A 23,742-nucleotide genomic window follows, 5' to 3' on the forward strand; every position below is an offset into this window, starting at 1 on the left:
AATTCCCTCATTATTAAAATTAATCAACGTTCACAGGTGGAACTGGTCTACCCTGACGTTGGTAAAAATCGGTCACGAAGCTCTCTAATTTACCCTCTTCAATAGCCTTGCGTAAACCCGCCATCAAACGCTGGTAGTAGCGAAGGTTATGAATCGTGTTGAGTCGCGCGCCCAATATTTCGTTGCAACGGTCGAGATGATGCAAGTAAGCGCGCGAATAATTGCGACAGGTGTAACAATCACACTCAGCATCGAGCGGACTGGTGTCGCTTTTATGTTTCGCGTTACGAATTTTTACCACGCCGTCAGTCACAAACAAATGACCATTACGGGCATTTCGCGTTGGCATCACGCAGTCAAACATATCGATACCGCGACGCACGCCTTCAACCAGATCTTCTGGTTTGCCGACGCCCATCAGGTAACGCGGTTTATCTGCCGGAATCTGCGGGCAAACATGTTCCAGAATGCGGTGCATATCTTCCTTCGGCTCACCGACAGCCAAACCGCCGACAGCGTAGCCATCAAAGCCGATATCTACCAGACCTTTGACGGAGATATCACGTAAATCTTCGTAAACACTGCCCTGAATGATGCCAAAAAGCGCATTTTTGTTGCCGAGGCTATCAAAACGGTCACGGCTGCGCTTCGCCCAACGCAAAGACATCTCCATTGAGCGTTTAGCATAGTCCCAGTCGGCCGGATACGGTGTACATTCGTCGAAGATCATCACGATATCGGAACCGAGATCGTATTGAATCTCCATTGACTTCTCAGGATCGAGGAAAATCGGATCGCCGTTGATCGGGTTACGGAAATGCACGCCCTGCTCGGTTATCTTACGGATATCGCCCAGGCTGAACACCTGGAAGCCGCCGGAGTCGGTGAGGATCGGCCCTTTCCACTGCATGAAATCGTGCAGATCGCCGTGCAGTTTCATGATTTCCTGACCCGGGCGCAGCCACAGGTGGAAAGTATTGCCGAGGATAATCTGTGCGCCGGTCGCTTCAACTTCTTCCGGCGTCATGCCTTTTACTGTGCCGTAAGTACCGACTGGCATAAAAGCAGGCGTTTCTACTACGCCACGATCAAAAACCAGGCGGCCGCGGCGCGCGCGACCGTCTGTGGTATCCAGTTCAAATTTCATTTTTTCTCCTGCATCAGAGAGACAGTCTGATGATTAAACTTTCCCCACGGAATCACTCCACGGAGTAAAAATATATTAACCCACTGGCGAAGGCGCAATCGGCGCAGCCAGTTTGGGGGCGACCAGCGCACAGCCACCGGAGCGTACACGCAGTACGTGAGGATGGCGAGCACTGCCCGACATCAAAATGGCAAGTGAGATAGCCTTCTCACGGTCGCTCAGAAATAGCCTGCGGATTGTACGTGATAAACATGGCATCCCCGTAACTAAAAAAGCGATATTCCGCTTTTACCGCTTCATGATAGGCGTGCATGGTGTTTTTATAACCAGCAAATGCGGAAACCAGCATAATCAGCGTCGATTCCGGCAGGTGGAAGTTGGTGACCAGAGCATCAATCACCTGATATTTATAGCCTGGATAAATAAAGATTTGCGTATCGCCGAAGAACGGCTCGATGAGATCGTTTTTGGCCGCCTGCGCCGCACTTTCCAGTGAGCGAACGGACGTTGTTCCCACGGCTATCACGCGATTACCGCGCGCTTTCGCCGCCAGCACCGCGTCCACCACATCCTGCGGCACTTCCGCATATTCAGAATGCATAATGTGGTCTTCGATGGTGTCTACGCGCACCGGCTGGAAAGTACCCGCTCCAACGTGCAGGGTGACGAACGCCATTTCAATGCCTTTATCGCGCAGTTTAGCCAGCAGCGGATCGTCAAAATGCAGACCCGCGGTCGGCGCAGCGACGGCACCCGGTTTTTCGCTGTATACGGTCTGGTACAGCTCGCGGTCGGCGTCTTCATCCGGACGGTCGATATACGGCGGCAACGGCATATGGCCGATGGCGTTGAGGATATCCAGCACGCTGCGTTCGTCGTTAAACTCAACTTCAAACAGCGCGTCATGGCGGGCGACCATCGTCGCTTTAATACTTTCGTCGTCCCCCAGCAGCAGCTCGGCACCCGGTTTCGGCGCTTTCGAGGCACGAATATGCGCCAGAATACGTTTGTCATCCAGCATACGCTCGACCAGCACTTCAATCTTGCCGCCGCTGGCTTTACGACCAAACAGACGCGCAGGAATTACGCGGGTGTTGTTAAAGACCAGCAAGTCTCCAGGGTTGAGCTTATCGAGCAAATCGGTGAAAGTACCGTGCGTCAGCGCGCCCGTCGGCCCGTCCAAAGACAGCAAGCGGCAGCTACTGCGCTCAGCTTGCGGATAGTGGGCAATCAGGGATTCGGGTAGTTCAAAGGTGAAATCGGTAACGCGCATGACACTGACTCAGACTAAAATAAGAGGCGGGTAGTCTAGTGCCGGGGCGTTCTCCCTGCAACCTTTACCCCTCTGGATAAACGTTTAACTATGAATTTTCTTGCACATTTGCATCTCGCTCATCTTGCCGATAGCTCGCTTTCCGGCAATCTGCTGGCCGATTTTGTCCGGGGTAATCCGGAAACGCACTACTCGCCTGATGTGGTAGCAGGCATCTTCATGCATCGTCGTATCGACGTGATGACCGATAACTTACCGCAGGTGCGTGAAGCCAAAGAGTGGTTTCGTAGCGAAACACGCCGTGTCGCGCCGATTACGCTGGACGTTATGTGGGATCATTTTCTGTCGCGTCATTGGTCGGAAATCTCCCCTGACTTCCCGCTGACGGACTTTGTGCGCTATGCCCGTACCCAGGTAACCACTATTTTGCCGGAATCGCCGCCGCGCTTTATCAATCTGAACAACTATATATGGTCAGAAAAATGGCTTGAGCGTTATCGGGATATGGATTTTATCCAGAACGTCCTGAACGGCATGGCCAGCCGCCGTCCACGGCTCGATGCCCTACGCGACTCATGGTATGACCTCGATACGCATTACGATGCGTTAGAAGAACGATTCTGGCAGTTTTATCCGCAAATGATGGAACAGGCGCGACGTAGAACCCTTTGATCGCAGCCCGCATTCCCCGCCGGATAAGCTGTAGCCGCCGTCCGGCAAAAGATTGATAGACAAAACCTGTCTCATTGATTGCCAGCGCCTCTTTGTCTTATTCACGAACACTCTCTATACTGGCCCGCGTTGCGTTCCAAAAAACCCTTAACATTGCAGGAGAATTATATGGTACTGGTAACTCGTCAGGCTCCGGATTTCACAGCAGCTGCGGTACTGGGTAGCGGTGAGATCGTTGAAAACTTCAACTTCAAACAGCATACCAACGGTAAAACTACCGTTCTGTTCTTCTGGCCGATGGACTTCACCTTCGTTTGCCCGTCAGAACTGATCGCATTCGACAAACGTTACGAAGAATTCCAGAAGCGCGGCGTTGAAGTTGTTGGTGTTTCCTTCGACTCTGAATTTGTCCACAACGCATGGCGTAACACCCCTGTCGACAAAGGCGGCATCGGTGCAGTGAAATACGCAATGGTTGCTGACATCAAACGCGAAATCCAGAAAGCCTACGGCATCGAGCACCCGGAAGCGGGCGTTGCGCTGCGCGGTTCTTTCCTGATCGACGCTAACGGCGTTGTTCGCCACCAGGTGGTTAACGATCTGCCGCTGGGTCGTAACATCGACGAAATGCTGCGCATGGTTGACGCGCTGCAATTCCACGAAGAGCACGGCGACGTTTGCCCGGCACAGTGGGAAAAAGGTAAAGAAGGTATGAACGCGTCTCCGGACGGCGTGGCAAAATACCTGACCGAGAACGTTTCCAGCCTGTAATTGGCATGAATCGACAAAAGGCCCGCAAATGCGGGCCTTTTTTATTGTTAGCAGATCCGATAAGCGATTAAAACGCAAAGCAGGAACAGCCAAGCGCGCCCCAGAAAGCCCGGTCATCTGACACCGGAATCCCCGATTTCCGCGCAATATCATGCTGGTGACCGTGTACATCGCAGCTACCGCAGCACTGGTGCATCTGCACCATTGCGCCAATTTTCGCCGCAGCAGGTGGCGCTGAGCGATAGTGCCCCGGCACCTTCACCACTGGCGACCAGTCCGGCACAATCGGAATAGCAGGTGGTGCCAGCGGGGTGAAATGCCCGGCGGCGTAAACCACTTTGCCATCAACAACGGTCATCACCGACTCAATACCTTTGATCTCTTCTTCCGGCACGCTGAAGTAATCTTTAGACAGCACCACCAGGTCGGCCAGTTGATCTTTCTCGATGCGCCCTTTCTTACCCTGTTCGCTGGAAAACCAGGCGCTACCGGCCGTCCACAGTTCCAGCGCCACATCACGCGGTAGACGGTTGTTATCATCGTACATTGCCATCCCGCCAACGGTACGGCCCGAAACCAGCCAGTACAGCGCGGTCCACGGGTTGTAGCTGGCCACGCGGGTGGCGTCAGTCCCCAGCCCAACCGGAACGTCAGCCGCCAGCATTTTCGCCACCGGCGGCGTATGTTTAACCGCGTCTTTGCCGTAGCGATCGACAAAATACTCTCCCTGGAACGCCATACGGTGCTGGACCGCAATCCCGCCGCCCAGTGCTTTTACACGCTCGATGTTCCGTTCGGTAATTGTTTCGGCGTGATCGAAGAACCAGTGCAGGCCATTGAACGGGATATCACGATTAACTTTCTCAAATACGTCCAACATTCGGCTGATAGATTCATCGTAGGTGGCGTGCAGGCGGAACGGCCAGCGATGCTCCACCAGGTGACGAACCACGCGCTCCAGCTCATCTTCCATACCCTCCGGCAGATCCGGACGTGGCTGAAGGAAGTCTTCAAAATCCGCTGCAGAAAAGACCAGCATTTCCCCTGCCCCGTTGGCACGATAGAAGTCGGTTCCCTGCCCTGGCTTGAGCATATCGGTCCAGCGTTCAAAGTCTTCCAGTTCCTGCTTTGGACGCTGGGTAAACAGATTGTAGGCAATACGCACCGTCATCTGTTTGTTGGCGTGTAACTGCTCAATGATCTCGTAATCTTCCGGGTAGTTCTGGAAGCCGCCTCCCGCATCGATGGCGCTGGTCAGTCCCAGACGGTTCAGTTCACGCATAAACTGGCGGGTCGAATTAACCTGCATTTCCAGCGGCAGTTTTGGTCCCTTTGCCAGCGTCGAGTAAAGGATCATCGCGTTCGGTTTAGCGATCAGCATTCCGGTCGGGTTGCCGTTGCTATCACGCACAATCTCACCGCCCGCCGGATCCGGCGTCGCTTTGGTATAGCCAACCGCTTTCAGCGCGGCGCGGTTGAGCAAAGCCCGGTCGTAGAGATGCAGAACAAAAACCGGAGTATCCGGAGCGGCTTCATTCAGTTCTTCGAGGGTTGGCATGCGACGTTCGGCAAACTGGAATTCACTCCAGCCGCCCACCACGCGTACCCATTGTGGCGACGGCGTTCTGTCAGCCTGGTCTTTGAGCATGCGTAGCGCGTCCGCCAGTGACGGTACGCCTTCCCAACGCAATTCCAGGTTGTAATTCAGTCCACCACGAATAAGGTGCAGGTGCGAATCGTTCAGGCCCGGAATCACCGTATGTCCTTGCAGATCGACAACCTGCGTCCCTTCGGCGGCAAAGCTCATTACCCGTTCGTGGCTACCGGTCGCCAGGATCTTTCCGTTGGCGATCGCCACCGCCTCGACCTGCGGACTTTGCCTGTCGAGAGTATGAATTTTTCCGTGTGTCAGAATCAGTGTGGCAGTTTGAGACATAACAATCTCCTGAGATACCGGTCAGGCTTTTTTCAGCCATCCGGCAAACAGACGGGTTACGATGGGCATCCAGAACCAGACCACCAGCGCAACCACAAAGGCATCATTGATGAGATGCAGGAGTAACGAGCCCTTCATTGCAGGCAGCACAATGCCGGTCAACCACGGCACCAGATTGGTGCTGGGAAATATCACTAGCAGGGTTATCAGAAACTGTTTCCAGCGTTTGGGCTGGCGTACATGGGGCGCGGGCGGCGTAAACCAGAATGCTGCTTCGGTGCGAATTTCGGTTTTGTCACCTTCAGCCAGCAGTGGAGCAATCTCTTCGACCAACACGCGGCGCGTATCGGACTGGGTCCAGCTATACAGATGCTCAAGCGTGTCGAAGCGGATAATGATGTTCCACAGGTTGTTGCCATCTGCCGGGCGAATCACGTTCGCCCCGAGATGACCGGGAAATTCAGCCGCTACAGGCATGATTTTCCCCAGCCACTGCTCATACCTCTGCGCCTGCTCAGGTAGCAGAGTATGAGTAATTACCAACGTCACATGTTTGTTCTGAGCCATGAAGGGTTCCTTGTTGAGAGGAAACAGGCCACTTAGGCCAGAAAAGCAATACACAAAATCATTCATGGTGCATCGAGGCGGCAAGGTTGTGGATCCCCGGGAGCTTACATAAGTAAGTGACCGGGGTACGCAAGCGAAGCCAACAAAGATGCAACATGAAGGATGACGTGTATTTAAGCTTTACGTTCCGGCGCGCCATGCACCATGGTATAGGCATAATCCACGCCCATACCGTAGGCGCCGCTGTGCTCGCGTACCAGATCCATTACGGCGTCGTAGGTTTCTTTGCGGGACCAGTCGCGCTGGTACTCGAGAAGAACCTGTTGCCAGGTTACGGGTACGGCACCTGCCTGTACCATGCGGTCGATAGAACGCTCATGAGCATCTACGGACGTGCCGCCGGAGGTATCCGTTACCACATAAACTTCATAGCCTGCCTCCAGTGCCATTAGCGCCGGAAAAGTCAGGCATACTTCGGTCCACAGCGCGGAGATAATCAGTTTTTTACGCCCGGTCGCTTCCACCGCTTTCACAAACGCCGCATCTTCCCAGGAGTTCATTGAGGTGCGTTCAATGGGTTTGACATCAGGATGAACCGCTAACAATTCCGGCCAGATATATCCGCTAAAACTTTTAGTTTCTACAGAAGTATAAATCACCGGAACATTGAATATTTTCCCGGCTTTCGCTAATGCAACGGTATTATTTTTTAAAGTCTGGCGATCAATATTCGCCACACCGAATGACATTTGCGGCTGATGATCAATAAAAATAAGCGTAGAATTTTGAGGGTCAATCAGTTCCCGAATAGACATAGCACACCTTCTTAATCAATAAGTTAAAAGGCAACGGTCTGTATCTGCCGTCAGCAGCAGGATCCTGAATCAGAAAGCTTGTTGAGTATAGCGGGAAATTTCTAACGAGTTATTAAAGAAAACTTACCATCCTGTGAAACTATTAATTTTGTGTTGCGATATATCCTAAACAACATCAAAAAAATGCGCATGACTCATCTAATTTATTCACTGGCATTGTTTTTCTTCATTCGGTACAACAGAAGGGTTTAATTTTCAGGATATTTTCTGCTTATGCGCATTAATCTGGATGTTTTGCTTATTCTCGACGCACTCGACAAACAGGGTTCATTTGCCGCAGCGGCCGAGTCGCTGTTTAAAACCCCTGCCGCACTCAGCTATATGATTCAAAAGCTGGAAAGCGATTTGAATATCGAGCTGCTTGACCGTTCCGGGCACCGGGCAAAATTTACCGATACCGGACAGATGATGCTGGAAAAAGGGCGTTTGCTGCTGAATGCGGCAAAAGATCTCGAAAAGCAGGCGGTACAGCTGAGTTCAGGCTGGGAAAAAGAGCTGGCAATTGCGCTGGACGACTCCTTCCCTTTCGCCGCGCTGTTGCCCATTATCGATGAATTTCATGCGCTGAATAAACAAACTCGCCTCAGTTTTACCCACCATACGCTGGCGGGCTCCTGGGAAGAGCTGACCCATAATGGAGCCGATATTATTCTGGGGGCAATTAATGAACCGCCAACGTCTGCAGCCTGGTCCTATAAAATGCTCGGCACGTTGGACAATGTGTTTGTCGTTGCGCCTGAGCATCCGCTGGCAGCAGCAGCAGACGGCCTGACCAACGAACAGTTATGCCTGCATCGGGCGATTGTTATCAGCGACAGCGCCCGCTTCTGCCATCCGTTACAAACCAATCTGATGGAGGAACAGGCGCAAATCCGCGTCGATGACTTCCACAGTAAGGTGATGCTACTACGAGCCGGTATGGGCTGCGGATTTCTCCCCCGCCATATTGCCAGCCCGTGGCTTACCACGGGCGAGCTGGTGGAAAAAACGGTTATCTCATTTCGCCAAAAAGACGTGGCTTATATGGCATGGCGCAATAACCGCGATGGGCTGGCACAGCGGTGGTGGCGGGAAACGCTGCTGGCAAGCCCGGAAATTGCGCGCTTATATCAATGACCTATCCATACTGAGGCGGAAATCGCCGGCAACGTCAGGATATCGTCGGCAAGCATGCCGTTGCCCTCTTTGTGCTGCCATTGACTCACGCTCAGTAATGGCGAGGCTGGCAGGACCACTTCACAAGCGTGGCCACGGTTAATCGCCACCAGTACGCGCTGTCGGTTTAGCACGCGAACAAACACCACCACGTTATCCTCGGCGTAAATCACCTGACAACCACCGTGGCGCAGCACCTGATTCTGGTGGCGTAATTTTGCCAACCGCTGATACAACGCCAGCAGAGTAGCGTCCTGTTTTTCAGGCTGCCACGGGAACGTTTTGCGACAAAACGGATCGTTGTTCCCGTCCAGCCCCACTTCGTCACCGTAGTAAATACAGGGCACGCCAGGCCAGGTAAACAGCCATACCACCGCTAGCGGTAACCGTGCGACGTCTTTACCGAGCAGAGATTTAAAGCGGGCGGTATCATGGCTGTCGAGCTGATTAAACATCCGCAGCTGTTGCTGATGCGACAACCCCGCGCGGTAGTTATCCATCCACGCCATACAGGTCTGGGCATCAATGGATTGCGGGTCGTATGAGATATCGGTATTGGCGAGGAATCCCCAGAGGGGGAAAGTAAAGCCGCGATAGTTCATGGCGGCATCTTCTGCATCAGCCTGCAACCACTGGCGCGCATCGCCAAAATGCTCACCCACCACATACGCCTCTGGCTGGGTTTCTTTTGCCGCCTGCGTAATTCCGGCCACATGTTGTAGGTTGTTACGTGCGCCTCCGGCCTCTCCCAGCATATGCACCACATCAAGACGCCAGCCGTCCATACTCCACGGCGCTTTCAGCCAGTGGCGGACGATACTGTCTTCACCACGATAAATTTCATTCACCAGGCTTTCCGAGGAAAAGTCCAGCTTAGGTAAGCTGGAATATCCCAGCCAGTCGAGCGCAACGCCGTCGGCTGAAAAATGATACCAATCGCGCCAGGGGGATTCTGGGTTATGGCACGCCCCGTCTGTTCCCCGATTATGTCGGTCAAACCAGGCGTGCGAATCGCCGCTATGGTTAAAGACGCCGTCGAGAATCAGACGCATGCCCTGCTGTTGGGTGTTGTGCCGCAGACGCAGTAGCGCCCTGTCGCCGCCAAATTGCGGATCAACATGACGGTAATCTTCGGTATCGTATTTATGCACGCTCGGGGCGGTAAATACAGGATTCAGATACAGCGCCGTGACCCCTAACGTTTTCAGGTACGGTAGCTTTTCGCTGATGCCGTCCAAATCGCCGCCATAAAACGTAGAGCCACCGGCCTGAGCCGTAAGCGGTTCGTCCCATTCGCGCCGCACGATGTCGTGTCCGGCGGCGTGGTGGTAATAGACATTATCCTGTCCCGCTTCACGCGACTGGCTGCGGGCAAAACGGTCCGGGAAAATTTGATAGAAAATCTGATCGGCAACCCACTGCGGACCATTATCCGGCACATCAACCGCAAACTGCTCCAGACGAGCAGGCGGAAAACGGCCGAATCCCTGCGGGGTGAACCATAGCTGACGATCGGGCCAAAGTAATTTAAAGCTATAGCGTCGACGAGGCTGCCCGCTGGAGAGATCGATCGCCGCTCGCCACGCGGTCACGCCCGGCTGCGGCTGGCTACGCTGCTTGTGCATAGCCAGCGAAATCTCTTCGTTATCGTTTTCTGCGCGTAGCGTCACCCGCTGGGGTGGATTTTCCCCCGCCAACCATAATGTAATCGTCAGTTGATCTTTGTTTTGCTTAACAAATGGGGCAACCGGAAGGTGCCAGGCGTTCAACATCACGTATCCCCTTTGATGATAATGACGTCACCTTGCCATAGCGAAGTGCAGGATCACTCATCATCTTAACGTTTATTGGGGGAGGAGTTCGGGGGAGGAGAAACTTGCCGGGTAACGCAAAGCTACCCGGCAAAAATATTACTGTGCTTCAGCCAGTTGGCGCTCGCGACGGCGCTTGAATCCCCATCCGACCAGCAGCAGGACAATCCACGCAAAGCCGACGTACAGCGAAATACGGGTATCCGGATGATAGCCGATGAGCGCGATGATAAAGACCAGGAAAATCAGGCCAACAACGGTCGTCGTTACCCCACCCGGAACTTTAAATTTCAGCGCTTTGACCTCTTCCGGCGGCAGACGACGACGGAAAGCAATCTGCGACAACAGGATCATAATCCACACCCATACCGTGGCGAAAGTCGCCAAAGAGGCGATCACCAGGAAGACGTTTTCCGGCATGATGTAGTTAAGATACACCGCAAACAGCAGCGCGATAGTCATCACCATTACCGTCACCCACGGCACGCCACGACGCGACGTCTTGGCGAACATTTTCGGGGCACTGCCCTGCTCCGCCATGCCGTGCAGCATACGCCCCACACCGAAGACGTCAGAGTTAATAGCCGACAGCGACGCAGTCAGAACCACAAAGTTGAGGATCCCGGCAGCAAAGGTAATGCCCATATGCTGGAACGTCATAACGAACGGGCTACCGTCGGTACCCACCTGGTTCCACGGGTAGATAGACATAATGACGAACAGCGTCCCCACATAAAACACCAGGATACGCATTGGTACGGAATTGATGGCGCGCGGAATAGATTTTTCCGGGTCTTTGGCTTCGCCTGCGGTAATCCCGATAATCTCAATCCCGCCATAGGCAAACATCACCATTTGCAGCGACATCACCATGCCGAGCCAGCCGTTGCTGAAGAAGCCACCGTTGCTCCATAAGTTATGGATACCGGTAGGTTGCCCACCGTTGCCAATCCCCCAAATGATGATACCGAAACCGGCGACAATCATGATGATAATGGTGGCGACTTTGAAGAACGAGAACCAGAACTCCAGCTCACCAAATACCTTCACGCTCATCAGGTTGATGGCGCAGATAATCAGCACCACGCTGAGTACCCAAATCCAGTGCGGTACCGCCGGGAACCAGACGCCCATGTATATGCCGAAGGCTGTCACGTCGGCAATGGCGACAATCAGGATTTCAAAACAGTAGGTCCAGCCGGTAATGTAGCCTGCCAGCGGTCCGAGGTTTTCCTGCGCATAGCGCGAGAAGGAGCTGGCTGCCGGGTTATGAACAGACATTTCGCCCAGCGCACGCATAATAATGTACGCCGCGACACCGCCGATAATATAGGCCAGCAATACGCTTGGCCCCGCCATTTTGATAGCGTCGGCCGAGCCGTAAAACAGCCCGGTACCAATTGCTGAACCTAATGCCATAAAGCGGATGTGCCGGGTGCTCAGCCCACGCTTTAGCTTGTTATTACTTTCCATCGATTCCTAACCTGTTAACACAATAAAAAAACCACGGGGCCATGTTAATAGCCCCGTGGTTAAAACTTATTGTCAGTGATATTAGTGTGCGCTGGAGGTCACTTGTCGACCCGCGGCGCGATCCCAGATAACTGCCAGGACCACCATCACGACTGTTGGCATCAACCACGCCAGCCCCTGCTCCGCCAGCGGTAAACGCTGGGTCCAGGCCGGTAACACGTCGCCAATTGCAGAAGCTTTAATGCCATCAAGGATACCAAAAATCAGGCTGATAAACATCGCAGGTGCAATGACGCGGGAAGAATTATGCCACCATGAGCGGGTAAAGCTTAATACAACCAGTGCGATACATGGCGGATAGATAGCCGTCAGCACCGGAATAGAGATCTGAATCAGATGGCTCAGACCCAGGTTAGAAACCACCATCGAGAAGCCGCCGAGGATAAATACCAGCGTACGATAAGACAGTGGAACGTACTGGGCAAAGAACTCTGCGCACGCACAGGTCAGGCCAACCGCGGTGACCAGACAGGCGATGAAAATCAGCGCCGCCAGCAGGAAGCTTCCTGCACCGCCAAAGGTGTGCTGAACATACGCATGCAGAATCGCCGCGCCGTTAGCAGACTGATCGACCAGAATCGCGCTATCTGAACCCAGACGGAACAGCGCGAGATACAGCAGCGTTAAGCCCACACCCGCCATTAAACCCGCCCAAACGGTGTAACGGGTCAGCAGACGCGCTTCAGTAACACCACGCGAGCGAGCGGCGTTAACGATAACAATACCAAACACCATCGCGCCCAGCGTATCCATGGTCAGATACCCGTTCACGAAGCCATTAGAAAACGCCGCAGTTTGATAGGCTTCCATCGCATTACTGATCGGGCCAGCTGGCCAGATGATTGCAGCGACAGACAGGACCACCAGTGCCAGAATTTTCAGCGGTGCCAGGAAATTGCCCACCGTATCCAGCAGTTTGCCCGGATAAAGCGAAACCAGAATGACAATCGCGAAATAGATAACGCTATAGATAAACAGCGGCAGCGCAGAGTCACCAGTCAGCGGTGCAATCCCGACTTCGAAAGAGACCGTCGCGGTACGCGGGGTAGCAAATAACGGCCCAACGGCCAGATAGCAAACGGTCGCCAGCAGCAGACCGGCAACTTTACCGATAGGCGTGCTCAGTCGGTCCACACCACCGCCGACTTTCGCCAGCGCGACAACGGTAAGTACCGGCAGGCCAACGGCCGTAATCAAAAAGCCAAAAGCCGCAGTCCAGACGTGTTCACCTGCCTGCAAACCAACCATTGGGGGGAAGATGATGTTACCTGCACCAACGAACAGTGCAAATGTCATAAATCCCAAAGCGATAATATCGCGCGATTTTAACTGATGGGTCATAAAGTCTTACTGCCTGTGGATGTGGTGTTGAAAATAGTAAATTTTTGCCTTTCCCTGGGGGACAATACAGCGGCATTTTTGCTCAATTCCAGCGGGAAACACTCCCGACCTGGCGCGGCGAAGAATAGTTTTTCGATTTACCGCGTAAATGCAGTCGGTATGACAGCACCTGGAGCGCAATTTAAACGCTTATAACGTTTTAAAGCAAGGTGGGATCCAAAAACCAGAACAATATAGCGATATGAAAAATAGGGTTAGCACAAAACACCATTTCATGGAAAAAGGTATGGGTAATAGTTCGAACAAAAAACAATCAAACGTCGTGAAATTCAGGAGGCATCTATTGACCACATAAAAAAAACCAGCTTGCGCTGGCTTTTGGAAAGATTATCTTACGAATACGTCTTAGCCGTTACTTTTGGCAATGAAACGTTCCGGGATCATGAAACTAAATCGCGTCCCTTTGCCTGGTTCGCTTTCGATGTTCAAACGGCTGTCGTGATGATGCAGCGCATGTTTCACGATAGCCAGACCCAGCCCGCTACCGCCCGTTTGTCGCGATCTCGCCTTATCCACACGATAAAAACGTTCAGTCAAACGTGGAATATGCTCGGGGGCAATGCCCGGACCGTTGTCTTCCACGCAAAACTCCGCCCCCGACGCCACATGCTGCCAGCGTACGGTAATGTGCGTTCCCGCTGGTGTGTGGTTCACCGCGTTGTACACGAGATTCGAGATAGCGCTACGCAACTGCTCCTCGTTGCCTCGCACGTTCAGGCTGTTATCGACATCAAAGGTAAACGTATGTTTATGCTGGCTCAGGGTTTGCGCTTCGTGCTCGATCACGCGCAGCATCATGGGCACATCGACTTTCTCATTCAGCTGCAACGTCGGCGCAGCTTCAATTTTTGACAGCGTCAGCAGCTGCTTCACCAGGCCTTCCATACGGTACGTTTGTTCACGCATGGTATGCAGTGCTTTTTCGCGCGTTGTCCCTTCCAGCGGGTGCTCCTGCATCATTTCCAGGTAGCCTTGCAGCACCGTCAGCGGTGTGCGCAACTCATGGCTGGCGTTGGCGAAAAAGTTACGCCGTGAACCTTCCAGCTGGTGCATCTGGGTAACGTCGCGCGCCACCATCAACAATTGCTTATCGGTATAGGGCATCACGCGAATTTCCAGATGCCGTCCGGTATTGAGCACCAGATTGATTGGCCGGCTAAAATCGCGCGTTTTCAGATATTGTGTGAATTCCGGGTAGCGCAGCAGGTTAAGAATATTTTGCCCGCTATCGTCCGGCCAACGCAGTCCCAGAACCTGCTGAGCCAGTCCGTTACACCAGAAGATACCGCCTTCTTCGGTGGTCAACACCACCGCGTCGGGTAGGGATTCCGCCCCGCTGCGAAAACGTTTAATCAGGTTACCCAGTTCTCGACGGCGCTTTTTGTTGCGAAGCTGCATTTGATGCAGCCCATATAACAACGGCTCCCAACTGCCTCGCCCCGGCGGCGGCGTCATACTTCTGTCGACCCATAACCACCAGGATAAACGTAATAGATTCCAGAAATGCCAGATAAGCAGGCCCGTTACCGACGCCAGTAAAAACCAGGGCAGGTAACCGAAAAAAGCGCTAAGGATAAATGCCGGTATGCAGCACAGGATCAGCTCCAGTACCAACCTTTTCCATGACAATCGTTCTAGCAAACGTCTTACTCCATAAACGGCCTAATCCATCAGGCCCTGATTCTTGTCAGTCAAAAGCGGGTCGAAAAACGATATCCCGTCCCGCGAACTGTCTGCACCATTCGATCGTGTCCGCTGTGCTCCAGCGCTTTACGTAAGCGGCGGATATGCACATCCACTGTCCGGTCTTCTACGTAGACATTGGTTCCCCAGACATGATTGAGGAGTTGTTCACGGCTGTAGACGCGCTCGGGGTGAGTCATAAAGAAGTGCAACAGTTTGAATTCGGTCGGCCCCATATCCAGCGGTTCTTCGCCGGTCATCACGCGATGCGAAGTGGGATCAAGACTCAGCCCCTGCATCTCAATAACCTCTTCCACCGCCATGGGGGAAATACGACGCAGCACAGCTTTAATACGCGCCACCAGCTCCTTGGGAGAAAACGGCTTGGTAATATAATCATCCGCACCGGTTTCCAGACCCCGGACGCGATCTTCCTCTTCTCCCCTCGCCGTCAGCATCATCACGGGGATGTCCCGCGTCATGGCTTCGCGCTTGAGATGCTTAATAAACTGTAGACCCGAGCCGCCGGGAAGCATCCAGTCAAGCAGGACGAGATCCGGCCAGGGTTCATTGAGTTGGTTCACAGCACTGTCATAGTCTTCGGCTTCTACGGGTTGAAAACCGTTTTGCTCGAGCACGAAGCAGACCATTTCACGAATTGGAGCTTCATCTTCTACGACCAGAATACGTCTCGCCATGATTTGCCCTGTTTATAATTAAATCGTTTGCCATCAATACGGTGCCATTATGCGTCAGTTTTATGACAGATTTATGAAAAGATAGTCCAGGTTTAACGCAGCCAGACGAATTATGACAGCCCGGAGACAAGATATTACCGTCCTTGAAAGGTTATAATCCCCGCCACTGTTTTATCGTCATGGAACTCTTATGCGCATCCTTCACACGTCTGACTGGCATCTGGGCCAAAATTTCTACAGCAAGAGCCGCGCCGCTGAACATCAGGCCTTTCTCGACTGGCTGCTGGAGACGGCACAATCCCAGCAGGTGGATGCCATTATTGTGGCGGGCGATATTTTCGATACCGGCTCACCGCCAAGCTACGCCCGTGAGCTGTATAACCGTTTTGTCGTCAATCTGCAGCAAACCGGTTGTCATCTGGTCGTGCTGGCAGGCAACCACGATTCCGTCGCCACGCTCAATGAATCCCGCGATATTCTGGCGTTTCTCAACACCACGGTCGTTGCCAGCGCCGGCCATGCGCCGCAGGTGCTGCCGCAACGTGATGGCACGCCGGGAGCAATCCTGTGTCCGGTTCCTTTCTTACGACCACGTGACATCATTACCAGCCAGGCAGGGCTAACCGGACAAGAAAAACAGCAGCATCTGCTGGGGGCGATCACCGACTATTACCAGCAGCAGTATCAGGACGCCTGCACGCTGCGTGGCGATCGAAACCTGCCCATCATTGCGACCGGGCATTTGACCACCGTTGGCGCCAGTAAAAGTGACGCTGTACGTGACATTTATATCGGTACGCTGGACGCCTTTCCGGCGCAAAACTTTCCACCCGCGGACTACATCGCACTGGGGCATATTCACCGGGCGCAGATTATCGGCGGCACGGAACATATTCGCTACTGCGGTTCACCGATTGCCCTCAGTTTTGACGAGTGCGGCAAAAGCAAATGTGTACATCTGGTGAGTTTCGAAGCGGGGAAACTCAGGGCCGTTGAAAATCTCACCGTACCGGTCACCCAGCCGCTTGCAGTATTGAAAGGCGATTTAGCCGCCATTACCGCCCAGCTTGAGCAGTGGCGCGACGTACAGCAAGAGCCGCCGGTATGGCTGGATATTGAAATCACCACCGACGACTATCTGCATGACATGCAACGTAAGATCCAGGCCTTAACCGAAGATTTACCGGTCGAGGTGTTACTGGTGCGCCGCAGTCGGGAACAACGTGAACGTATTATGGCCAATGAACGACGCGAAACGTTAAGCGAGCTAAGCGTAACGGAAGTTTTTGACCGCCGCCTGGCGCTGGAAGAGATCGAGGAGCCTCAGCGCAACCGGCTGAATCAGCTGTTTAGCGCAACCTTACACACGCTTGCCAGGGAGAGTGAAGCATGAAAATTCTCAGCCTGCGCCTGAAGAACCTCAACTCCCTGAAGGGAGAATGGAAAGTCGATTTCACGGCAGAACCTTTTGCCAGTAACGGGTTATTCGCCATCACCGGGCCAACGGGCGCGGGGAAAACCACCCTGCTGGACGCGATTTGCCTCGCCCTGTACCACGAAACGCCGCGCCTGAATACCGTGTCACAGTCGCAAAACGACCTGATGACCCGCGACACCGCGGAGTGTCTGGCCGAGGTCGAGTTTGAGGTGCGCGGCGAAGCCTACCGCGCATTCTGGAGCCAGAACCGGGCACGCAACCAACCTGAGGGCAATCTGCAGGTCCCACGCGTAGAGCTGGCCCGCTGCGCGGACGGTAAAATCCTCGCCGATAAAGTCAAAGACAAGCTGGAGATGACCGCCGAGCTTACCGGGCTGGATTACGGGCGTTTTACCCGTTCGATGCTGCTGTCTCAGGGCCAGTTTGCCGCCTTTCTTAATGCCAAACCGAAAGAGCGCGCCGAGCTTCTGGAAGAGTTAACTGGTACTGAGATCTACGGCCAAATCTCCGCCATGGTGTTTGAAAAGCACAAGTCAGCGCGTACGGAGCTGGAAAAACTGCAGGCCCAGGCCAGCGGCGTGGCGCTGTTAGCACCAGAGCAGGTGCAGTCCCTGACGGAAAGTTTGCAGGTACTTACTGACGAAGAAAAACAATACCTTACCAGCCAACAAACCCAGCAACAGCACTTCAACTGGCTTATTCGGCAAAATGAGCTTCAGACGGACATAAACCGCCACCAGCAGGCATTACAGGCAGCACTTCAGGCGCAAGAAGACGCGCAGCCGCAGCTGGCAGCGCTGAGCCTGGCGCAGCCGGCCAGAGCATTGCGCCCTCACTGGGAGCGAATCCAGGAACAAACGGCTACTATCGAGCGTACTCGCCAGAAGATTCAGGAAGTGAATGCTCGCTTACAAAGCAGATTAGCGCTGCGCGGGCGCATCCGTCAGCAGGCGCACACGCAATCGACCGCGATACTCGCCGAACAACAGACCTTAACCGACTGGCTGAACGAACATGACCGCTTCCGCTTATGGAGTAGCGAACTGGCAGGATGGAAAGCGCTGCTGGCGCAACAGTCCGACGCCAGCGCCCAGCTACGCCAGTGGCAGCAGCTGCGGGAGAACGACACACTTAAGCTCGATGCGCTGGCGCTTCCTGCGCTGACCCTTTCGCCGCAGGAAGTGACAGAAGCGCTGGCGCAACATGTGCAGCTTCGTCCACTACGCCAGCGCCTCAGTAATCTGCACGGGCAAATCGCCCCGAAGCAAAAGCAGCTGGCACAGCTACGCGCTTCACTGGTGCAGCGCCAGCAAGAGCTGACCCAGCGCAACGCGGTACTTGCCGAGAAACGTCAGCGCTATAAAGATAAAAACCAGCAGCTTACCGATGTGAGACTCATTTGCGAGCAGGAAGCCCGCATCAAAGATCTGGAAAGCCATCGGGCATTACTGGAATCCGGCAAACCTTGTCCGCTTTGTGGCTCTACTACACATCCGGCTATCGAGCGTTACCAGACGCTTGAGCTGAGCGTAAATCAGGCACGACGTGAAGCGCTGGAAAAAGAGGTCAAAACGCTGGCCGATGAGGGCTCAACCCTGCGCGGGCAGCTTGAGGCGATAACGCAGCAACTTCAGCGCGATGAACATGAAGCACAGAGGCTTTCTCAGGAGGAGCAAGCACTTACTCAAGAGTGGCTGACCGTTACCGCCAGCCTCAACGTATCGCTACAACCGCAGGATGACATTGCCCCGTGGCTGGCCGCTCAGGAAGAGTACGAACAACAGCTTCACCAGTTAAGCTTGCGTCATACCCTGCAGGCGCAAATCGCCGCGCATACCGAACAGATTACTCAACTCCAACAGCATATTGACCAGCGCCAGGCGACGTTAACCTCAGAGCTGGACCGTCATGGCCTGGCCCTTCCGCCCGAGGATGAAGTCTCCTCATGGTTAAGCGAACGGGCGAACGAAGCGCAAATGTGGCAACAGCGCCAGAATGAACTGACTGAGTTACAGGCCCGGATTGCCCAGCTTGCGCCGCTGCTGGAAACGCTGCCAGAATCTGAGGTGCTTTCTGAAAACATTGAGGATCTGTCGCTGGAAAACTGGCGGCAGGTGCACGACGATTGCCTCTCTTTACAGGGACAGTGGCAAACCTTGCAGCAGCAAGAAGCACAGGACGTTCAGCACGCCGCAGAAATTCAGGCACAATTTGATGCCGCATTGCAGGCCAGCATCTTTGACAATCGTGACGCCTTTATCGCCGCCCTGCTGGATGAAGAGACCTTCAACCGTCTTGAGCAGTTGAAACAATCGCTGGAAGTCCAGCAACAACAGGCACAAACGCTGCTTAATCAGGCCCAGCAGGCGCTGGCGACTCATCAACAGCAGCAACCAACCGGGGTGGATCTCACGCTCACGGCACAACATCTTCGCGACACGCTGGCGCAGCTCACCCAACTGCTGCGGGATAACACCACTCGTCAGGGAGAAATTCGCCAGCAACTCAGGCAGGATGCTGAAAACCGCCAGCAACAGCAGGCGCTGATGCAGGAGATTGATAACGTCGCGCAACAGGTCGAAGACTGGGGCTATCTGAATGCGCTGATCGGCTCGAAAGAGGGAGATAAGTTCCGCAAATTTGCCCAGGGACTGACGCTGGATAACCTGGTCTGGCTTGCCAACAACCAGTTAACCCGTCTACACGGTCGCTATCTGTTGCAGCGCAAGGCCAGCGAAGCGCTGGAGCTGGAGGTGGTCGATACCTGGCAAGCCGATGCGGTGCGTGACACGCGTACGCTCTCCGGCGGCGAGAGCTTCCTGGTGAGTCTGGCGCTGGCGCTGGCATTGTCCGATCTGGTCAGCCACAAAACACGAATTGACTCCCTGTTCCTCGACGAAGGCTTCGGCACGCTGGACAGCGAAACGCTGGATACCGCTCTGGACGCGCTGGATGCGCTCAACGCTAGCGGTAAAACCATTGGCGTGATCAGCCACGTCGAAGCAATGAAAGAACGCATTCCGGTGCAGATCAAGGTGAAAAAAATCAACGGTCTGGGCTACAGCAAACTCGACAAAATGTTTGCGGTGGAGTAATCGGCCAGCGGATGTGGTGTCACAGGCCGGATAAGCGTCATCGCTATCCGGCACGCTATGTAGCACAATAATGCATACTCAGGGACGGATATGAAATGGCATTCCACTTCGCTTATCCGCAAGCTATCGCTATTGGCGGCGAACGTTCGCCGCTATGACGCACATCCTGCGTCTTTCTTGTTGGCAGGTGGTATGAAAAAAGTCATTTTCTCTTTAGCGCTGGGAACATTTGGGCTGGGCATGGCCGAGTTTGGCATCATGGGCGTTCTCACCGAGCTGGCGCAGGACGTGGGTATTTCTATTCCTGCCGCTGGCCATATGATCTCGTTTTACGCCTTTGGCGTAGTGCTGGGCGCTCCCATTATTGCACTCTTTTCCAGCCGCTTTTCGCTCAAGCATATTCTGCTGTTTCTGGTCACACTGTGTGTGATTGGCAACGCCATTTTCACCCTCTCCTCCTCGTATTTTATGCTGGCGGTGGGCAGGCTGGTTTCAGGCTTCCCGCACGGCGCGTTTTTTGGCGTTGGCGCAATTATCCTGTCGAAGCTCGCCCGCCCGGGAAAAGTCACCGCCGCTGTCGCGGGCATGATTTCGGGGATGACCGTTGCCAATCTGGTTGGCATTCCCGTCGGCACCTGGCTGAGTCAGGAATTTAGCTGGCGCTATACGTTCCTGCTGATTGCCGTCTTTAATATCGCCGTGATGGTCTCGGTCGCTTTTTGGGTACCCATCATCAGCGATGAAGCAAAAGGAAACCTGCGCGAACAATTTCACTTTTTGAAAAGCCCCGCCCCGTGGCTCATTTTCTCCGCCACCATGTTTGGTAACGCCGGGGTTTTCGCCTGGTTCAGCTACGTCAAACCATACATGATGTTCATCTCCGGCTTTTCCGAAGCGCTGATGACCTTCATCATGATGCTGGTAGGATTAGGAATGGTGTTGGGAAATCTGCTGAGCGGTCGGCTGTCTGGTCGCTATACGCCGCTGCGCATTGCGGTGATAACCGACTTCGTGATTGTGCTGGCTCTGCTGTTGCTCTTTGCCTTTGGCGGGATCAAAGCCGCGTCGCTGACCTTCGCCTTTATTTGCTGCGCGGGCCTGTTTGCCCTGTCGGCACCGCTGCAAATTTTGCTGCTGCAAAATGCTAAAGGAGGGGAGCTGCTGGGTGCGGCTGGCGGGCAAATTGCCTTTAATCTCGGTAGCGCGATTGGCGCTTACTGCGGTGGCATGATGCTGACGCTGGGCTTTGCCTACAACTACGTGACGCTGCCGGCGGCACTGCTGTCGTTTTCTGCGATGTCGTCACTGCTGCTGTACGGTCGCCTGAAGCGCGCAGTCCCCCAGATGACACACGCTGCCGGATAGCATCTGCGCTACCCGGCTACGCGAACCTTACTCCTGCGGCCACAGCCAGGCCGCACCGCGTACACCGCTGGAATCCCCGTGTAGCGCCTTGCGTAGAGGCGTTTCGCACTCGCCACCAAAGACAAACTGCTTAATCAACGCCGGAACGTTTTGATACAGTCGGTCGACATTGCTCATTCCGCCCCCCAGCACAATGACGTCCGGATCGAGAATATTCACCACATGTGCCAGTGATTTCGCCAGACGACGCTCATAGCGGCTCAACGCCTGCTCCGCAAGAGCATCCTGCGCAGTAACAAGGCTGATAATTTCATTGCCTTTGAGCTGCTTACCGCTCAGACGCTGGTAGTCGGTGGCAAAGCCGGTCCCGGAAATGAAGGTTTCAATGCAGCCTTGTTTACCGCAATAACAGGGGACTTCCTGTCGGAACAGCAGCTCATCTTCGTCCATCCATGGCAGCGGATTATGCCCCCACTCGCCCGCGGTACCGTTACCACCCGTGTGCGCCCGACCATTCAGTGCCACGCCTGCGCCACATCCGGTGCCGATAATCACCGCAAACACGGTTTGCGCCCCCGCCGCCGCACCATCCACCGCTTCTGAAACCGCCAGACAGTTGGCATCATTTGCCAACCGCACTTCACGATTCAGACGCGAACTCAGGTCTTTGTCAAAAGGTTGTCCGTTAAGCCAGGTCGAGTTGGCATTCTTTACCACCCCGGTGTAAGGCGAGATTGAACCTGGAATGCCCATTCCCACGGTTCCCGTCTGCCCGGTGGCGTTTTCCGCCATCTCCACCAGCGTGGCGATGGTTTCTATCGTTTGCCGATAATCATCACGCGGCGTGGGCAGGCGATGGCGAAAAAGCTGTTCGCCCGCCTCGCCAAGCGCAATAACTTCCGTTTTCGTACCGCCCAAATCGATACCTATACGCACTGTTTGCTCCTCTTCCCGATTAACAATGCAAGCATAGCGACAATTCGCTATCATGCCCGCTGGATTTAACGACAAGGCCGTGGAAATTATCATGCTGTGGTTCAAAAATTTAATGGTTTACCGTCTTAGCCGCGATGTTTCTTTGCGTGCCGAAGAGATGGAAAAACAGCTGGCATCAATGACGTTCACCCCTTGCGGTAGCCAGGATATGGCAAAAATGGGCTGGGTTCCGCCGATGGGATCGCACAGCGATGCATTAACGCATACCGCCAATGGCCAAATTATTATCTGCGCCCGCAAAGAAGAAAAAATTCTGCCGTCGCCGGTTATCAAACAGGCGCTGGAAGCCAAAATATTCAAACTGGAAGCTGAGCAAGGTCGCAAACTTAAGAAGACCGAAAAAGACTCGCTGAAAGATGAAGTTCTGCACTCATTGCTGCCGCGCGCCTTTAGCCGCTTCAGCCAGACAATGATGTGGATCGATACCGTCAACGATCTGATCATGGTTGATTGTGCGAGCGCGAAAAAAGCCGAAGATACGCTGGCGCTGCTGCGTAAGAGTCTCGGTTCGCTGCCGGTCGTTCCGCTGACGATGGAAAACCCTATTGAGCTGACGCTGACCGAATGGGTTCGCTCCGGCACCACGGCACAGGGCTTCCAACTGCTGGATGAAGCTGAACTGAAAGCGATCCTTGAAGACGGCGGTGTGATCCGCGCGAAAAAGCAGGATCTGGTCTGCGACGAAATCGCCGTGCATATCGAAGCGGGAAAACTGGTTACTAAGCTGGCCCTCGACTGGCAGCAGCGCATTCAGTTCGTTATGTGTGACGACGGCTCCATTAAGCGTCTGAAGTTCAGCGACGAGCTGCGCGATCAGAACGAAGATATCGACCGCGAAGATTATGCTCAGCGTTTTGATGCCGATTTCATCCTGATGACAGGTGAACTGGCGGCGCTGATTAAAAGTCTGGTGGAAGGATTAGGCGGCGAAGCGCAACGTTAAGCCGTGTTTAGCGAATGGCGACTCAATATCGCCATTCGTCATTTTTACGCTTACAGGTAACGGCAAAGATAGGATGTTGGCTCTGCTACCTGCAGATGAAACTCGCTGTTGCCCGGTACGTTAAACACGTCTCCTGCGGCATACACTTTCCACTCGGTTTCCCCTGGCAGCAGCACGTTCAGTGCGCCACTTACTACCGTCATCTCTTCAGGCGCCGCAGTACCAAAGGTATATTCACCTTCAGCCATCACGCCTACACTGGCGCGGCCAGTACTGCTGCTGGTAAAACCGATCGATTTTACTTTGCCGGAAAAGTATTCATTACTTTGAAGCATACAACTGGCCCTATCTCGTGATTAAGTTAGGAACCAATATAGGGGGCT

Annotated in this window: 19 protein-coding genes; 7 read left to right on the forward strand and 12 right to left on the reverse strand. The window is 53.9% G+C overall.

Annotated elements, in window-relative coordinates; all coding sequences use genetic code 11:
- Positions 1 to 19: 19 nt before the first annotated feature.
- Together tgt and queA are read right to left on the reverse strand one after the other, a co-directional pair.
- Positions 20 to 1,147: a tRNA guanosine(34) transglycosylase Tgt gene (gene tgt / locus LY264_RS18670; RefSeq protein ID WP_003021535.1), complete on the reverse strand. Its 1,128-nt coding sequence runs from the start codon at positions 1,145 to 1,147 to the stop codon at positions 20 to 22.
- 208 nt (positions 1,148 to 1,355) lie between these two features.
- Positions 1,356 to 2,420, reverse strand: a complete 1,065-nt coding sequence (gene queA / locus LY264_RS18675; RefSeq protein WP_032942525.1) for a tRNA preQ1(34) S-adenosylmethionine ribosyltransferase-isomerase QueA — start codon at positions 2,418 to 2,420, stop codon at positions 1,356 to 1,358.
- Positions 2,421 to 2,510: 90 nt separating this feature from the next.
- On the opposite strand from queA, the gene acpH reads away from it, so the two are divergent.
- A complete protein-coding gene (gene acpH / locus LY264_RS18680; RefSeq protein ID WP_048226304.1) occupies positions 2,511 to 3,092 on the forward strand; it encodes an ACP phosphodiesterase in 582 nt (193 codons plus the stop codon).
- A gap of 168 nt (positions 3,093 to 3,260) precedes the next feature.
- Entirely contained in the window at positions 3,261 to 3,863 is a 603-nt protein-coding gene (locus LY264_RS18685; protein WP_003021524.1) for a peroxiredoxin, read from the forward strand.
- Positions 3,864 to 3,930: 67 nt separating this feature from the next.
- Here the strand turns inward: LY264_RS18685 and LY264_RS18690 are convergent, their stop codons facing one another.
- The 3 genes from LY264_RS18690 to LY264_RS18700 all read right to left on the reverse strand — a co-directional run bounded on the left by LY264_RS18690 (position 3,931) and on the right by LY264_RS18700 (position 7,181).
- On the reverse strand, positions 3,931 to 5,799 hold the full coding sequence (locus tag LY264_RS18690) for an amidohydrolase (protein WP_048226306.1): 1,869 nt from the start codon (positions 5,797 to 5,799) through the stop codon (positions 3,931 to 3,933).
- Positions 5,800 to 5,820: 21 nt separating this feature from the next.
- Entirely contained in the window at positions 5,821 to 6,366 is a 546-nt protein-coding gene (locus LY264_RS18695; protein ID WP_003830975.1) for an antibiotic biosynthesis monooxygenase, read from the reverse strand.
- Positions 6,367 to 6,539: 173 nt separating this feature from the next.
- Positions 6,540 to 7,181, reverse strand: coding sequence for a hydrolase (locus LY264_RS18700; RefSeq protein WP_003021513.1), 642 nt, complete (start codon positions 7,179 to 7,181; stop codon positions 6,540 to 6,542).
- 273 nt (positions 7,182 to 7,454) lie between these two features.
- Between LY264_RS18700 and LY264_RS18705 the strand changes: the two genes are divergently transcribed.
- Positions 7,455 to 8,357 carry a LysR family transcriptional regulator gene (locus LY264_RS18705; protein WP_003830973.1) on the forward strand — a complete coding sequence of 301 codons (903 nt, stop codon included), beginning with the start codon at positions 7,455 to 7,457 and terminating at the stop codon, positions 8,355 to 8,357.
- Here the strand turns inward: LY264_RS18705 and malZ are convergent.
- The 5 genes from malZ to phoB form a co-directional block, all read right to left on the reverse strand.
- A complete protein-coding gene (gene malZ / locus LY264_RS18710; RefSeq protein WP_048226308.1) occupies positions 8,351 to 10,168 on the reverse strand; it encodes a maltodextrin glucosidase in 1,818 nt (605 codons plus the stop codon). The genes LY264_RS18705 and malZ overlap by 7 nt on opposite strands.
- Positions 10,169 to 10,306: 138 nt before the next feature.
- Positions 10,307 to 11,680 (reverse strand): proline-specific permease ProY, encoded by a 1,374-nt coding sequence (gene proY / locus LY264_RS18715; protein ID WP_003021504.1) that lies wholly within the window; start codon positions 11,678 to 11,680, stop codon positions 10,307 to 10,309.
- A gap of 81 nt (positions 11,681 to 11,761) precedes the next feature.
- A complete protein-coding gene (gene brnQ, locus LY264_RS18720) occupies positions 11,762 to 13,081 on the reverse strand; it encodes a branched-chain amino acid transporter carrier protein BrnQ (protein ID WP_048226310.1) in 1,320 nt (439 codons plus the stop codon).
- A 405-nt stretch (positions 13,082 to 13,486) separates the two neighbouring features.
- Entirely contained in the window at positions 13,487 to 14,782 is a 1,296-nt protein-coding gene (phoR, locus tag LY264_RS18725) for a phosphate regulon sensor histidine kinase PhoR (protein ID WP_003830971.1), read from the reverse strand.
- A gap of 50 nt (positions 14,783 to 14,832) precedes the next feature.
- On the reverse strand, positions 14,833 to 15,522 hold the full coding sequence (gene phoB / locus LY264_RS18730) for a phosphate response regulator transcription factor PhoB (protein ID WP_003830970.1): 690 nt from the start codon (positions 15,520 to 15,522) through the stop codon (positions 14,833 to 14,835).
- A gap of 190 nt (positions 15,523 to 15,712) precedes the next feature.
- Between phoB and sbcD the strand changes: the two genes are divergently transcribed.
- The 3 genes from sbcD to araJ all read left to right on the forward strand — a co-directional run bounded on the left by sbcD (position 15,713) and on the right by araJ (position 21,420).
- Positions 15,713 to 16,915 carry an exonuclease subunit SbcD gene (gene sbcD, locus LY264_RS18735; RefSeq protein ID WP_048226312.1) on the forward strand — a complete coding sequence of 401 codons (1,203 nt, stop codon included), beginning with the start codon at positions 15,713 to 15,715 and terminating at the stop codon, positions 16,913 to 16,915.
- Positions 16,912 to 20,055, forward strand: coding sequence for an exonuclease subunit SbcC (gene sbcC / locus LY264_RS18740; RefSeq protein WP_048226314.1), 3,144 nt, complete (start codon positions 16,912 to 16,914; stop codon positions 20,053 to 20,055). Before sbcD ends, sbcC begins: the two co-directional genes overlap by 4 nt.
- 192 nt (positions 20,056 to 20,247) lie before the next feature.
- Positions 20,248 to 21,420 carry an MFS transporter AraJ gene (gene araJ, locus LY264_RS18745; RefSeq protein ID WP_071692504.1) on the forward strand — a complete coding sequence of 391 codons (1,173 nt, stop codon included), beginning with the start codon at positions 20,248 to 20,250 and terminating at the stop codon, positions 21,418 to 21,420.
- 27 nt (positions 21,421 to 21,447) lie between these two features.
- Here the strand turns inward: araJ and mak are convergent, their stop codons facing one another.
- The gene (gene mak / locus LY264_RS18750; RefSeq protein WP_048214805.1) at positions 21,448 to 22,356 is read right to left on the reverse strand and encodes a fructokinase; all 909 of its coding nucleotides are present in this window, start codon (positions 22,354 to 22,356) and stop codon (positions 21,448 to 21,450) included.
- A 91-nt stretch (positions 22,357 to 22,447) separates the two neighbouring features.
- On the opposite strand from mak, the gene rdgC reads away from it, so the two are divergent.
- Positions 22,448 to 23,359: a recombination-associated protein RdgC gene (rdgC, locus tag LY264_RS18755; RefSeq protein WP_003021479.1), complete on the forward strand. Its 912-nt coding sequence runs from the start codon at positions 22,448 to 22,450 to the stop codon at positions 23,357 to 23,359.
- 50 nt (positions 23,360 to 23,409) lie between these two features.
- Here the strand turns inward: rdgC and ppnP are convergent, their stop codons facing one another.
- On the reverse strand, positions 23,410 to 23,694 hold the full coding sequence (gene ppnP / locus LY264_RS18760) for a pyrimidine/purine nucleoside phosphorylase (RefSeq protein WP_003021477.1): 285 nt from the start codon (positions 23,692 to 23,694) through the stop codon (positions 23,410 to 23,412).
- Positions 23,695 to 23,742 lie beyond the last annotated feature (48 nt).

The sequence above is a fragment of the Citrobacter portucalensis genome, assembly GCF_023374935.1.
Lineage (GTDB): Bacteria > Pseudomonadota > Gammaproteobacteria > Enterobacterales > Enterobacteriaceae > Citrobacter > Citrobacter portucalensis.

What these genes read in the sequence shown, in the direction of transcription:
- tgt (WP_003021535.1), bottom strand. Translation starts at nt 1,147, where the DNA reads ATGAAATTTGAACTGGATACCACAGACGGTCGCGCGCGCCGCGGCCGC.
- queA (WP_032942525.1), bottom strand. Translation starts at nt 2,420, where the DNA reads ATGCGCGTTACCGATTTCACCTTTGAACTACCCGAATCCCTGATTGCC.
- acpH (WP_048226304.1), top strand. Translation starts at nt 2,511, where the DNA reads ATGAATTTTCTTGCACATTTGCATCTCGCTCATCTTGCCGATAGCTCG.
- LY264_RS18685 (WP_003021524.1), top strand. Translation starts at nt 3,261, where the DNA reads ATGGTACTGGTAACTCGTCAGGCTCCGGATTTCACAGCAGCTGCGGTA.
- LY264_RS18690 (WP_048226306.1), bottom strand. Translation starts at nt 5,799, where the DNA reads ATGTCTCAAACTGCCACACTGATTCTGACACACGGAAAAATTCATACT.
- LY264_RS18695 (WP_003830975.1), bottom strand. Translation starts at nt 6,366, where the DNA reads ATGGCTCAGAACAAACATGTGACGTTGGTAATTACTCATACTCTGCTA.
- LY264_RS18700 (WP_003021513.1), bottom strand. Translation starts at nt 7,181, where the DNA reads ATGTCTATTCGGGAACTGATTGACCCTCAAAATTCTACGCTTATTTTT.
- LY264_RS18705 (WP_003830973.1), top strand. Translation starts at nt 7,455, where the DNA reads ATGCGCATTAATCTGGATGTTTTGCTTATTCTCGACGCACTCGACAAA.
- malZ (WP_048226308.1), bottom strand. Translation starts at nt 10,168, where the DNA reads ATGTTGAACGCCTGGCACCTTCCGGTTGCCCCATTTGTTAAGCAAAAC.
- proY (WP_003021504.1), bottom strand. Translation starts at nt 11,680, where the DNA reads ATGGAAAGTAATAACAAGCTAAAGCGTGGGCTGAGCACCCGGCACATC.
- brnQ (WP_048226310.1), bottom strand. Translation starts at nt 13,081, where the DNA reads ATGACCCATCAGTTAAAATCGCGCGATATTATCGCTTTGGGATTTATG.
- phoB (WP_003830970.1), bottom strand. Translation starts at nt 15,522, where the DNA reads ATGGCGAGACGTATTCTGGTCGTAGAAGATGAAGCTCCAATTCGTGAA.
- sbcD (WP_048226312.1), top strand. Translation starts at nt 15,713, where the DNA reads ATGCGCATCCTTCACACGTCTGACTGGCATCTGGGCCAAAATTTCTAC.
- sbcC (WP_048226314.1), top strand. Translation starts at nt 16,912, where the DNA reads ATGAAAATTCTCAGCCTGCGCCTGAAGAACCTCAACTCCCTGAAGGGA.
- araJ (WP_071692504.1), top strand. Translation starts at nt 20,248, where the DNA reads ATGAAAAAAGTCATTTTCTCTTTAGCGCTGGGAACATTTGGGCTGGGC.
- rdgC (WP_003021479.1), top strand. Translation starts at nt 22,448, where the DNA reads ATGCTGTGGTTCAAAAATTTAATGGTTTACCGTCTTAGCCGCGATGTT.
- ppnP (WP_003021477.1), bottom strand. Translation starts at nt 23,694, where the DNA reads ATGCTTCAAAGTAATGAATACTTTTCCGGCAAAGTAAAATCGATCGGT.